The organism is Mycobacterium sp. ABE4_509 (genome assembly GCF_056160785.1).
The window spans coordinates 17,252-30,333 of the sequence record NZ_JBSWXU010000054.1; the positions used below are offsets into that span (position 1 = coordinate 17,252).

Annotated in this window: 10 protein-coding genes and 1 pseudogene; 7 read left to right on the plus strand and 4 right to left on the minus strand. The window is 70.0% G+C overall.

The window, feature by feature from the left end; translation table 11 throughout:
* The first annotated feature begins 39 nt into the window (after window positions 1-39).
* From ACXAID_RS13665 to ACXAID_RS13680, 4 genes are all read left to right on the plus strand, one after another.
* Window positions 40-3,303 (plus strand): Calx-beta domain-containing protein, encoded by a 3,264-nt coding sequence (locus tag ACXAID_RS13665; protein WP_475022755.1) that lies wholly within the window; start codon window positions 40-42, stop codon window positions 3,301-3,303.
* A gap of 137 nt (window positions 3,304-3,440) precedes the next feature.
* Window positions 3,441-4,109: a pyroglutamyl-peptidase I gene (gene pcp / locus ACXAID_RS13670; RefSeq protein ID WP_475022756.1), complete on the plus strand. Its 669-nt coding sequence runs from the start codon at window positions 3,441-3,443 to the stop codon at window positions 4,107-4,109.
* Window positions 4,110-4,154: 45 nt separating this feature from the next.
* Entirely contained in the window at window positions 4,155-5,129 is a 975-nt protein-coding gene (locus tag ACXAID_RS13675; RefSeq protein WP_475022757.1) for an antibiotic biosynthesis monooxygenase, read from the plus strand.
* A gap of 97 nt (window positions 5,130-5,226) precedes the next feature.
* Window positions 5,227-6,987, plus strand: coding sequence for a DEAD/DEAH box helicase (locus ACXAID_RS13680; RefSeq protein WP_475022764.1), 1,761 nt, complete (start codon window positions 5,227-5,229; stop codon window positions 6,985-6,987).
* Between the two features lie 5 nt (window positions 6,988-6,992).
* On the opposite strand, the gene ACXAID_RS13685 is transcribed toward ACXAID_RS13680, so the two are convergent.
* Genes ACXAID_RS13685 through ACXAID_RS13700 form a run of 4 tightly spaced genes read right to left on the minus strand, consistent with a single transcriptional unit; the run spans window position 6,993 to window position 10,751 of the window.
* Window positions 6,993-7,955, minus strand: a complete 963-nt coding sequence (locus ACXAID_RS13685; RefSeq protein WP_475022758.1) for a TIGR03621 family F420-dependent LLM class oxidoreductase — start codon at window positions 7,953-7,955, stop codon at window positions 6,993-6,995.
* A gap of 6 nt (window positions 7,956-7,961) precedes the next feature.
* On the minus strand, window positions 7,962-8,777 hold the full coding sequence (locus ACXAID_RS13690; RefSeq protein ID WP_475022759.1) for an HAD-IIA family hydrolase: 816 nt from the start codon (window positions 8,775-8,777) through the stop codon (window positions 7,962-7,964).
* A gap of 49 nt (window positions 8,778-8,826) precedes the next feature.
* The gene (locus tag ACXAID_RS13695; protein WP_475022760.1) at window positions 8,827-10,272 is read right to left on the minus strand and encodes a PH domain-containing protein; all 1,446 of its coding nucleotides are present in this window, start codon (window positions 10,270-10,272) and stop codon (window positions 8,827-8,829) included.
* Window positions 10,269-10,751: a PH domain-containing protein gene (locus ACXAID_RS13700; protein WP_475022761.1), complete on the minus strand. Its 483-nt coding sequence runs from the start codon at window positions 10,749-10,751 to the stop codon at window positions 10,269-10,271. The genes ACXAID_RS13695 and ACXAID_RS13700 overlap by 4 nt, the downstream gene beginning before the upstream one ends.
* 20 nt (window positions 10,752-10,771) lie before the next feature.
* Here ACXAID_RS13700 and ACXAID_RS13705 point away from each other — a divergent pair, with 20 nt between their 5' ends.
* From ACXAID_RS13705 to ACXAID_RS13715, 3 genes and pseudogenes are all read left to right on the plus strand, one after another.
* The gene (locus tag ACXAID_RS13705; RefSeq protein ID WP_475022762.1) at window positions 10,772-11,689 is read left to right on the plus strand and encodes an SDR family NAD(P)-dependent oxidoreductase; all 918 of its coding nucleotides are present in this window, start codon (window positions 10,772-10,774) and stop codon (window positions 11,687-11,689) included.
* Entirely contained in the window at window positions 11,689-12,894 is a 1,206-nt protein-coding gene (gene moeA, locus ACXAID_RS13710) for a molybdopterin molybdotransferase MoeA (protein WP_475022763.1), read from the plus strand. Before ACXAID_RS13705 ends, moeA begins: the two co-directional genes overlap by 1 nt.
* A 23-nt stretch (window positions 12,895-12,917) precedes the next feature.
* Window positions 12,918-13,082, plus strand: a pseudogene (locus ACXAID_RS13715) (phosphatidylserine decarboxylase family protein); the annotation flags it as partial.

Here is a 13,082-nt window from a genome sequence, read left to right on the forward strand (position 1 = left end):
CGATGTCTTCATGGGAGCTCGAAGAAAGGCAGCAGTCAAATGGGGTACGCGAAGCATGTCGGGCGGGTCGGCGCACTTGCGCTCGTTCTCGGGGTCGGGATGGCCGCGCCGGCGGTCTGCGCCGCCGACGCCACCGAGACGGGATCGTCGAGCAGCGACAACACCGGTGCGCAGTCGGAATCGACCACCGACACCTCCGTTTCGGAGGATTCCCAGGAGTCGCGGGCCGGCGATGCCACAGAACAGGCCGACGGCGACGACTCCACCGATCCCGAGGAACCCGGGGCCACCGAGGGCTCCGGGGTGACCGAGGATTCCACCGAACTCGACGACGAACTCGACGACGAGCTGGCGAATCTGGACACCGAGGACAGCGACGAGGTCGCCGACGATGACCGGGGTGTCGATGACGCCGAGGACCACCTGCAGTCAGACCTCGACCCCGACGATCCAGCTGAGGCGGACATCTCGCCCGCCGCCGGGTCCGAGCGACACGCCCCAGCACATTCCCGGCGGAACCGGGCTCTACCGCAGGCGGCGCCTGCCGCACCGGCACCCCGGACCGAACCAGCCGTGGACGACGATCAGGACCCCTCCGCCGGTCTGGACGTCGGCGCCACCGCTCGGCCGGCGCCGGAAGCCGACAGTGCGGGCCTCGACGACGCCGACGGTCTCGCCGACCAGGGCCTGCCGGAACAGCCGGCGCTACCCGCACAGGAGGCGAGCGAGCCCGCACCGCAGGCTCCCGTTGACTCCGCTGATCCTCTGACGGTCAATGTTGCACTGGCAGCGCTCGGGGGGCTGCCGGGCGAACCCGGCACACCGGTGGGTAGTCCACTGTTCGAGCTGATGGCTGCGACGTATCGGCGGTCGGCGCAGAAGGACGCCGATGAGGCGGCGGCGCCGATCGGCGCATCCACGAACGCCTTGTCGGTCAGCACAGAACTTCTCGATCCCGCCGGTCCGGCCACCGCGTCCAGCGACGCCGCCGGCGCCTCGGTGGACTACACCGTCACCAGCGACTGGGGCTCGGGCTATGTCGCGACCGTCACCGTCACCGCCGGTGACTCCGACATCGACGGCTGGACGGTCGAATTCGACTCCCCCGCACAGATCACCAATCTGTGGAGCGGCACGGTCGTCAGCGCCGACGGCGACCACTACGTCGTCGAGAACGCCGCCTGGAACGGCACCGTCGCCGCCGGGCAGAGCGTGACCTTCGGCTTCCAGGCCGTCGGCGACTCGTCTACCACCACCGGGTTCACCCTCAACGGCCAAGCCACCACCGACCCGGACCCCGATCCCGAACCCAGCACCCCGACCATCTCGGTCGCCAACACCAGCGCCGCCGAGAACAGCGGCACCCTCGACTTCACCGTCACCCTCTCCGAAGCCACCACCGACACCATCACCGTCGACTACACCACCACCGACGGCACCGCCCTGGCCGGAACCGACTACACCGCCACCACCGGCACCCTGACCTTCACCCCCGGCCAAACCAGCCAAACCATCACCGTCACCGTCCTCGACGACACCGACGTCGAAACCACCGAAACCCTCACCCTCACACTGGCCAGCCCCACCGGCGCCACACTGGCCGACCCCACCGCCACCGGCACCATCACCAACGACGACGTGCAGGCGCCACCTTCGGACGGTGACGCGTCGGTGGACTACACGGTCACCAGCGACTGGGGCTCGGGCTATGTCGCCACCGTCACCGTCACCGCCGGTGACTCCGACATCGACGGCTGGACAGTCGAATTCGACTCCCCCGCACAGATCACCAATCTGTGGAGCGGCACGGTCGTCAGCGCCGACGGCGACCACTACGTCGTCGAGAACGCCGCCTGGAACGGCACCGTCGCCGCCGGGCAGAGCGTGACCTTCGGCTTCCAGGCCGTCGGCGACTCGTCAGCCACCACCGGGTTCACCCTCAACGGCCAAGCCACCACCGACCCGGACCCCGATCCCGAACCCAGCACCCCGACCATCTCGGTCGCCAACACCAGCGCCGCCGAGAACAACGGCACCCTCGACTTCACCGTCACCCTCTCCGAAGCCACCACCGACACCATCACCGTCGACTACACCACCACCGACGGCACCGCCCTGGCCGGAACCGACTACACCGCCACCACCGGCACCCTGACCTTCACCCCCGGCCAAACCAGCCAAACCATCACCGTCACCCTCCTCGACGACACCATTGACGAGAGCACCGAGTCCGTGATGCTCACCCTGTCCGACCCGACCGGCGCCACGCTGGCCGACGACACCGCAACCGGCGCCATCGTCGATGACGACGGCACCGCCGCGGAGGCCGGCTGGCCCGACGCCGTCTACTCCCCATTCGTCGACATGGGGCTCTACCCACCCGCCGACCTCGTTGAGATATCGCAGACCTACGGGGTCTCGTTCGTGAATCTCGGTTTCATGCAAGCTGATTCGGAGGGCAACCTCGCCTGGGCGGGGCTGACCGCGCTGGAACCGGATTCCGATCACGAGCAGGCAGTCGCGATCAACGAGTCCATCGCGCAGTTCCAGGCCTCCGGCGGCAAGGTGGCGATCTCGATGGGCGGCGTGGCGAACACCACCATCGCCGAGGTCTACGCCGCCGAGGGCAGGTCCGCCGAAGAACTGGCCGCGCAGTACCAGACCGTGATCGATGCCTACGACGTCGACCGACTCGACTTCGACATCGAAAGCAGCGCCCAGTACGACGAAGAGTCCATCGCGTTGCGTAGCGAGGCCCTGGCGATCGTGCAGGAGAACAACCCCGACGTCGAGATCTGGTACACGTTGCCGGTGCTGCCCAGCGGCCTGACCGACGCCGGCCTGAACGTCGTGGAGTCCGCGCTGGAAGCCGGCGTCGAGCTCGACGGTGTGAACGTGATGGCCATGGACTACGGCGAGAGCGCGGCGCCCACCACGGGACCCGACGCTCACACGATGGGCGAGTACGCGGTGCAGGCGGGCGAGTCGACCCACGACCAGCTGGCCACCCTGTATTCCGAGTACGGCCAGGTCTACACCTACGACCAGTTGGGCATCACCGTGATGATCGGGGTCAACGACATCACCACCGAGGTGTTCACCACCGAGGATGCCCAGACACTGCTGGACTACGCGAACGAGTCGGGCCTGGGCATGATCTCGATCTGGTCCATCACGCGGGACAACCCGGGCACCATCGGCCAGCCCACCAACTACGCCTCGGGTACCGACGCGGAGTCCGGTGCCTACAGCGACATCTTCAACGACTACGGCGCTGAGGGCGATGCGAGCGCACTGATGTGATCGGTTAGCGATTTCGTCCAGGCCCCGGAGACGAGCGGCTTCCTCACCTAACATGAGTCACGACGGCACAGTCGAGAAGCTTGCGGATCGACCCGACGCAGCCGCCGTCGACCGAGAGCAGGACGGAGTTACCCCGCATGTCCAAAGTGCTCGTCACCGGTTTCGGTCCGTACGCCGACACCCCGGTCAACCCCGCAGAGAAAGCCGCCGAAGCCGTTGACGGGCGCACCATCGCCGGGGCCACGGTGGAGTCGCGAATCGTGCCCGGCGCCTACTTCGAATCGATCGAGGCCACCGTCAAGGCGCTCGAAGAGGTCGAGCCGGAACTGCTGATCATGCTCGGTGAGTTCGGCGGCCGCGCGGTGATCACCGTCGAGCGCCTCGCCCAGAACGTCAACGACTGCGCCCGGTACGGTGTCGCCGACACGGCCGGCAAGGTACTCAGCGGCGAACCCACCGATCCGGACGGACCGGTGGCCTACTGGGCGACCACTCCCAATCGCGCGATGGTGATGGGGATGCGCAACGCGGGGGTGCCGGCCGACCTATCCGATGCTGCAGGGACTTTCGTCTGCAACCACCTCATGTACGGCATGCTGCACCACATCGCCACCCACGATCTTCCGATCCGGGCGGGGTGGCTGCACCTGCCGTACCTGCCCGAGGTCGCCGCGTTCGACCGCAATCTCGGTGCCCCCAGCATGTCGGTGGACACGCTGGCCGCGGGCGTTGCCGCCGGCATCGAGGCGGCGCTGACGCACGACGAGGACATCACCGAACCGTTCCTGTCCCGCCTGCAGATCTAGCGACAGCGAACGGCGGCGGCGAGGACATTGGGCAGCACCCAGGACGTGAGTTCCACAGAGAGCGACGGCAGCGGTGGCGACATCGCGACGCTGGTGCTCGGGCAGCGCGTCCGAGCCGGCCACGACAAACAGTACGAACAGTGGCACAAACAGATGGTCGCGACGGCGGCCCGCCAACCCGGCTACCTGGAATCGATCGTCCGTCAACCCAATGCCGCCGAACCACAGTGGATCACGGTCCTGCGATTCGACTCGATGACGACCATGTCGGAGTGGTTGAACAGCCCCGCCCGCCAGGAACTCATCGAATCCGGGAAGGACCTGTTCGACGGACCGGCCACCCAGCAGGTCATCGCCGGCCGCCAACACGAGGACGACGCGCTGGCGACGGTGGTGGTCAACTACACGGTGGCACCGGAGCGCTCCGAGGCGTTCCTGCTGTGGCAGCAGCGCATCGCCGAGGTCCAGCGCGAACACACCGGGTTCTGCGGCGCAGAGGTGTTCCGCCCGATCGAGGGCGTGCAGGACCACTGGACCGTCCTCTACCGATTCGACACGGCCCAGAACCTGGATGCGTGGCTGGTGTCCGAGGACCGCCGGGTGCTACTGCACGGCAACGAGTTCGGCGAATCCGATATGAAGCGGATCAACCGCACGTTCGGTAGCTGGTTCGCCGAGGGCGAAGCGACCACACCGTCGGGACCGAACCGGGTGAAGACCGCCCTGGCCGTATGGCTGGGCCTGTACCCGACGGTGACGATTTTGACCCTGGCCATCTCATTGCTGCACCTGCCGCTGTGGCTGGCGCTGCTGGTGAGCAACCTCGCCTCCAGCTTCACGATGACCTACGTGACCATGCCGAACTACGTGCACCGGGTCCTGGGCTGGTGGCTCTCACCGAAGCAGAATGCTCCCCAGCCCCGCACCAACCTGCGCGGTGTGATTCTCATCGTCTCGCTGAACTCGACGTTGGCGCTGCTGCTCTTCCTGCTCAGCCACGCACTGCCTGTTCTGCGGTGACGTACCCGGCCGGCGGTCCGTGCCGGACACGCGGCGCCGAGACACGCCGGACCAAGGTGCGATCATGGAACAGGCTGCCCTAGACTGCCTTCCGGCCATGCTGTCGCCAGACGGCCGAAGCGTTGAGAGGAGTCCTCGGGTGCGGGCTGACGCTGGCTCGATCGGCGGCGCCGCCGCAGAGCCCGGCACCCAGGCATTGCGGGGCTGGCAGCGACGGGCACTGGTCAAATACCTGGCCGCCAAACCGCGGGATTTCCTCGCGGTCGCCACCCCCGGCGCCGGTAAGACCACGTTCGCGCTGCGCATCGTCGCCGAGCTGCTGGCCGAGGGCACCGTCGAGGCCGTCACCATCGTCGTGCCCACCGAGCACCTGAAGATCCAGTGGGCATTGGCCGCGGCCCGCCACGGCCTCGCGCTGGACCCGAAGTTCTCCAACTCGAATTCACAGACGTCCTCGGAGTACCACGGGGTCGTGGTCACCTACGCGCAGGTGGCCAGCCACCCCACTCGGCACCGGGTGCGCACCGAGAATCGCAAGACGCTGGTCGTCTTCGACGAGATCCACCACGGCGGCGATGCCAAGACCTGGGGCGACGCCATCCGGGAGGCGTTCGACGACGCGACCCGGCGACTCGCGCTGACCGGCACCCCGTTCCGCAGCGACGACAGCGCGATCCCGTTCGTGACCTATGAGGAGGACGCCGCCGGGTTCAAGTACTCCACCGCCGACCACACCTATGGCTACGCCGACGCGCTGGCCGACGGGGTGGTGCGGCCGGTGGTGTTTCTGGCGTACTCCGGTGAGGCGCGCTGGCGTGACAGCGCCGGTGAGGAACACTCCGCGCGCCTGGGCGAACCGCTGACCGCCGAGCAGACCGCCCGCGCCTGGAAGACGGCACTGAACCCGGCCGGTGAGTGGATGCCCGCGGTGATCCTGGCGGCGGACCGCAGACTGCAGCAGAAACGCCAGCACGTGCCCGACTCCGGCGGCATGATCATCGCCTCCGACCAGACCTCGGCCCGCGCCTACGCCGACCTGCTGACCAAGATCACCGGTGAGTCCCCCACCGTGGTGCTCTCCGACGACAAGGGTGCCTCGGAGCGCATCACCCAGTTCGCCGAGGGCACGTCCCGCTGGTTGGTCGCGGTGCGCATGGTGTCCGAAGGTGTCGACGTGCCCAGGCTGTCGGTCGGGGTGTACGCCACCAGCGCCTCGACACCGCTGTTCTTCGCCCAGGCGATCGGCCGGTTCGTGCGGTCCCGCCGGGCCGGGGAGACCGCGAGCATCTTCCTGCCGTCGGTGCCCAACCTGCTGCTGCTGGCCAGTGAGATGGAGGCCCAGCGCAACCATGTGCTGGGCAAGCCGCACCGCGAGTCACTCGAGGACCCGCTGGACGCGGAGCTGGCCGAGCAGAAGCGCGACGAACCCGACGACGAGAAGGGCAAATACGAGTACGTCGGCGCGGACGCCGAGCTCGACCAGGTGATCTTCGACGGGTCGTCGTTCGGCACCGCGACCCCGGCGGGCAGCGACGAGGAGGCCGACTTCCTCGGCATCCCCGGGTTGCTCGACGCCGCGGCGATGCGCGATCTGCTGCGCCAGCGCCAGGAGGCGCAGCTGACCAAGCGCACCGCCGGTGGCGAAGTGCCCCGGCCGTCGACCCATGGTCAGCTGCGTGACCTGCGCAAGGAACTCAACACGCTGGTCTCGCTGGCCCACCACCGCACCGGTAAGTCGCACGGTCAGATCCACAACGAGCTGCGCCGCATCTGCGGGGGCCCGCCGGTCGCCGCGGCGACCGGCGATCAGCTCAAGGCCCGCATCGTCGCGGTGCGCCAGCTCAGCCAGCAAGGCTGACGAACTCACCGCAGCAGGGCGATCACCTCGGCGATGTCGGGCAACGCCGACGGCCGCCCGGGCAGCTCGTCGAACACCGTCCAGTAGCTGACGCCGAACTCCCGCTGCCGCTCGATGAGCTGCCCGGCCATCTGTTCATGGGTGCCGAGCAGCACGAACGGCGATTCCAGCAGCGCGTCGCCGGCCACCCCGAAAGCTGATCCCAGCTCGGCGGCGGCCGCACGACGGTCGTCGGTGGCCACGACGGCCTGCACCAGCGCGTTGAGCTCGATCTGCTCGAAACGCTCCCCGGCGGCGTCACGCACCACGCCGATCCGGTCGTTCAGGCCCGGCCCGTCGAAGTGCGACAACCGCACGCTGGTGGCGTCGGGGCTGTGTGTGATGCCGGCGAACCCGGCGATGTCGGCGATCCGGCCGGCCAGCTCCAGCACCCGCCTGCCGTTGCCGCCGATCAGCATCGGCACCCGGGCGGGCGCGGTGGCCACCAGCTCACCGGCGCCGGCGTGCACCCGGTAGTACTCGCCGTCGACGTCGACGACCTGCCCGTCGAGCAGGGCGCGGATCAGCCCGGCCGACTCGACGAGGCGCGCCACCCGAGTGCCACCAGCGTCGAACGCGATCCCGGCGGCGTCGTACTCGGACTTCATGTGGCCGGCGCCGAGACCGAGTTCGAAGCGGCCGTCGGAGACGGCGGCTACACCGGCGGCCTCACGGGCGGTGTCGACCGGGTGCCGGAAGTCGTTGTTGAGCACCAGGGTTCCCACCCGCAGCCGCTGCGTCGACATCGCCGCGGCGGTCGCCCCCGACCACGGCGCGACCATGGGCGCCAGGTGATCGGCAAAGGTCAGCACGTCGAATCCGGCGTCCTCGACCCGGCGGGCGAACCGCCGCGTCTGTGCACCGGCACGGGGCGTTGCCGTGGTCAACCCGAAGCGCAGCCGCCGGGATCGGTGCGTGGAGGTCGTCACGGCGAGCTAGAGGTCGAGCAGTTCGGGCAGGTCAGCGACCGAATCGATGACGTGGTTGGGCTGCATGGCGAATTCGTCGGCGGCCCAACGGTCCAGCGTGTCCTGGCGGAACTTGCCGGTGCGCACCAGCACCCCGGTCATCCCGACGACCTGCCCGGCCAGCACATCGTTGTTGAGGTCGTCCCCGATCATGTACATCTCCTCGGGATCCACCCCCAGCCGCCCGGCGGCCGACAGGAAGCCCTCGGGCGCGGGTTTACCCACCGCCGTGGCCTTGCGCCCCGAGGTCTTCTCCATCCCGATCAGGTACATCCCGGTGTCGATGCGCAATCCGTCCTCGGTCGTCCACGCGGTGCTGCGGTGCATCGCGACGACGGGCACCCCCTGGGCCATCCAGTCGTACACCCACGACAACGTCAGGTGGCTGTACTCGGGTCCGGCCCCGCCGAGCAGCACGACATCGGGTGTCTCGGGGGTCTCCGGCCCGGTGAACTCGCTGGAATAGACCAGGTCGATACCCGGCATGTCCTCACCGATCTGGCCGCTGTTGACCAGGAAACACCGCGCGTCGGGATATCGGCTGCGCACGTAGTCGGCCGTCAGCACCGCGGCGGTGATCACCTCATCCGGGCTCACCGACATACCCGCTCCGGTCAGCAATTCAGCGATCTGCGCGCGGGTGCGCGTCGTGGTGTTGGTCAGGTATGCGCACGCAATCTGGTTGTCCGCCATCGTGCGCAGCGTTTCGGCCGCACCGTCGATCGGCTTCCACGACGTCACCAGCACGCCATCGATGTCGAAGAGAACTCCACCGATAGCCATGGTGCGACAGTAAACGGCCGACGAATGGATGCAACTCGGGCTCGGGTTTCTACTCCCGCGCCCACGCCGTCGCGGCCACCCACGGTGACGTGGTGGCGGCGATCTGCCAGGCCTGCCCGGCCGGCACGTCGAGGACCTCGTAGCGCTTGACCCCGGCCGCGGTCGCGGCGACCAGGGTGGCCACCCCGGCCCGGCGCTGCGGCCAGGTCTGGCGCACCGTCCAGCCCACGATCCCGGCGGCCGCCACACAGTCGCGCCGGCGGGTCAGGCTGCCGGCACGGGCCACCAGCCAGCCGCCGCCCACCCGGTGCCCGAGCGAGCGGGACCGGTCGGCCGCCAGGAAAACGCAGAAACCGCCGATCAGGACCAGGACCGGCCACACCCAGGGGCCGACCGCGGAGAACACCGTGGCCACCGCCGCCGCGAGCACCAGCAGCACCGGGAGCGCCATCGCCCGGAACCAGCGCCGGCGGGTGGCCGCGGGCCCATGCGGGTTCAGCGCGCCGGTCACCACGTCGGGCCGCTCGATCAGTTCGACGAGGACCGCCTCGGCGCTGGGCCGCGGGCAGGGTGGCAGCAACTGCGAGGCCTCCCCCGCCCCGGCCACGCCGGTCATCACGGCGTCCAGCCGCGCGCCGCCGAACACCCGCACCAGCAGCGGCTCGCGCAGGGTGCCGCCGCGCAGCCGACGCATGTCGAAGGTGTGTTCACGCACCCGCACCAACCCGTGCGACAGGTGCAGCACCTCCCCGTCGCGGCGCAGCACCAGGTTCGCGTAGGTCAACAGCGACTGGGTGACCGACAGCCCGACCGAGGCCACCAGCACCACCAGCGCCCCGGCCGCCACGGCGCCCCACACCCCGAGGCCCTGCGCGGCGTCGCCGCCCGCCCGCAGCAGCGCGGAATCCTGCAGCGCGACCAGCAGCCCGGACTGTGAGAGCACCCCGACGGCCGCGGCGATCATCAGCAGTCCGGTGAACGTCAGCGGGCTGTACCGCAGCCACGACGGCTGCCACCGGGCCAGCACCCGGTCACCGGTCACCGGCGGCAGCGAATCGGCCAGCAGGACGGCCCGAAGCCGCGGCACGTCGCCGGCCGGCACCGCGTCCAGCGCGAACACCGTGTCGCCGGCGGCTTCCCGCCCGGTGCTCACCCGCAGCACGGTCAGCCCCAGCAGCCGGTGCAACAGGCGCGCGTCGGTGGACACCGACCGAATCCTGCTGCGTGGCACCGACAGCACCGAGCGCTGCAGCACCCCGGTCCGCAACGCCACCTCGTCGGCGCCGATGCGGTAGGCCGTGGTGAACCAGCGGGCCAGCCCGTAGGCCACGATCAGCCCGACACCGGCCACCGCCCACAGCGGGTTCCCCGTGGCCGAGCCCAGCACCAGTGACCCGATCAGCACCGGAAGCTGACGCAGCACCTCGTGCACGGGATGCACCAGCAGCATCCGCGGGCTCAGTCGCTGCCAACCGGGTTCGCCGCCGGCGGTCATGTGGCGTCCTCGCCACCCAGCGCGGCGATATCGGTGAGCCGCGCCACCACCTGTTGGGCGACGTGATCGTCGAGCGCCACGATCCGCACCGCACCGGCCGAGGACGCGGTCGTGACGGTGACGTTGGTCAGGCCGAACAGCTGGTCCAGTGGGCCGCGATAGGTGTCGACGGTCTGCACCCGCGAGATCGGCGCGATGCGGCGTTCCTGCACCAGCCAACCGGTACGGGTGTACACCGCGGTGGGGTCGAGATCCCAGCGGTGCACCCGGTAGCGCCACAGCGGCACGACGCCGACGAACACGACGACGGCGAAGACGGTGGCCACGGCTGCCAGGATGTGCAGCCACAGCAACCGGGGGTCCAGGACGAACCACACCAGCTGGGCGACCACGGCCAGCGCCCACGGGATCGCCGCGCCGAGCGCCCACACCAGCGGCGCCTTACGGCTCGGCGGATGCGCGGGTTCAACGAGATCCATCTCCTCAGTATGTTGATGCCATGAGCGCGAAGTGGACCGCCGCCGATGTTCCCGACCAATCCGGCCGGGTGGCCGTGGTCACCGGCGCCAACGCCGGCCTCGGATACGAGACTGCCGCGGTGCTGGCCGGCCGGGGCGCCCGGGTGGTGATCGCGGCCCGCAACCCGGACAAGGGCGCCGACGCCGCCGCCAGGCTCACCCGGGACAACCCGGGCGCCGAGGTCACCGTGCAGGAGCTCGACCTGTCGTCGTTGGCCAGCATCCGCAAGGCGGCCGACGACCTGCGCACCGCGCACCCGCGCATCGACCTGCTGATCAACAACGCCGGGGTGATGTACCCGCCGAAGCAGACCACCGCCGACGGCTTCGAGTTGCAGTTCGGCACCAACCACCTGGGGCATTTCGCGCTGACCGGACTGCTGCTCGACCACCTGCTGCCCGTCGCGGGCTCGCGGGTGGTGACGGTGGCCAGCATCGCGCACAACATCCGGGCCGGCATCCAGTTCGACGACCTGCAGTGGGAGCGCAGCTACAACCGCGTCGCCGCCTACGGCCAGTCCAAACTGGCCAACCTGATGTTCAGCTACGAACTTCAGCGCCGGCTCGCCGCCAAGCAGGCGCCGACGATCTCGGTGGCCGCACACCCGGGAATCTCGAACACCGAGTTGATGCGCCACATCCCGGGCACCGGTATCCCGGGGGTGATCAAGCTGGCCGGCCTGGTGACCAACAGTCCGGCCGTCGGGGCGCTGGGCACGCTGCGTGCCGCCACCGACCCGGAGGTGCAGGGTGGCCAGTACTACGGGCCGTCCGGGTTCCGCGAACTGGTCGGCCACCCCGTGCTGGTGCGCTCCACCGCGATGTCACACGACGCCGAGGTACAGCAGCGGCTGTGGAACGTCTCCGAGGAACTCACCGGCGTGAAGTTCGGGATCTGATGCGCTCCGTCGACGAGCACCGGCAGGTGGTCGGCGCCCTGATCGCCGCCCGGGAGCCGGCCGGCGTGCCGATCGCCGACACGCTGGGCATGGTGCTGGCCGCCGACGTCGTCGCGGGGCTGTCGCTGCCGGGGTTCGACAACTCAGCGATGGACGGGTACGCCGTGCTGGACACCGACGTCGCCGGCGCCGCCGAACAGACCCCGGTGCGGCTGCCGGTGCCCGAGGACATCCCGGCCGGGCGCACCGACATCCCGACCCTGGTGGCCGGCACCGCACACCGGATCATGACCGGAGCGCCCCTGCCGGCCGGGGCGACCGCGGTGGTCCCGGTGGAGGCCACCGACGGTGCGGTCGACGTCGTCACGATCCGGGCGGCCGCCCGGGCCGGCCAGCACATCCGCCGCGCGGGTGAGGACGTCACCGCGGGCACCAGGGTGCTGCGGGCCGGGCAGGTCGTCACCCCCGCCACGCTGGGCCTGGCCGCCGCCCTCGGGATCGCCGAGTTGACCGTGATCCCGCGCCAGCGCGTCCTGGTGCTGTCCACCGGCACCGAGCTGGTCAGTGCCGGCACCCCGCTGCAGCCGGGCCAGATCTACGAATCCAACGGGGTGATGCTGGCCGCCGCGGTGCGCGACGCGGGGGCAACCGTGCTGGCCTCCCCGACGAGCGGCGACGACGTCGAGGCCTTCCGCGCGATGTTGCGCGCTCACGCCGCCGACGCCGATCTGATCCTGACCACCGGCGGGGTCAGCGCGGGCGCCTACGAGGTGGTCAAGGACGCGTTCGGCGGTGCCGACGGCGGGGTGGAGTTCGTCAAGGTGGCGATGCAGCCCGGCATGCCGCAGGGCGCGGGCCGGGTCGACGGCGCCGGCGGTACACCGATCGTGACGCTGCCCGGCAATCCGGTCAGTGCGCTGGTCTCCTTCGAGGTGTTCGTCCGCCCCGCGCTGCGCGCGGCGATGGGCCTGCCCGACGCCGAGCGCCCGCGCCGCGAGGCCGTCCTGAGCGAGGACCTCAGTTCGCCCCGCGGGAAACGCCAGTTCCGCCGCGGCGTGCTCGACGGGGACGCGGTCACCAGCTACGGACCGCCCGCCTCCCACCACCTGCGATGGCTGGCGTCGGCGAACTGCCTACTGGACCTCGGCGAGGACGTCACCGACGTCGCCGCGGGCACCCGGGTGCAGGTGTGGGACCTGCGTTAGCGGAACGTAGAATTCCAGGCACGATGGCCAGACGCCCCGACCTCAAAACAGGCCCCGCGCGGCTAGCGGCCCTGGTTCGTTCCGCGGTACCCCCGATGCACCCCGCCGGCCTGCCGTTCGTCGGCGTCAGCCTCGCGGTGGCGTTTGCGGGCCGCCGGCGGAAGTGGCTGCGCCGCGCGGGCGTGACC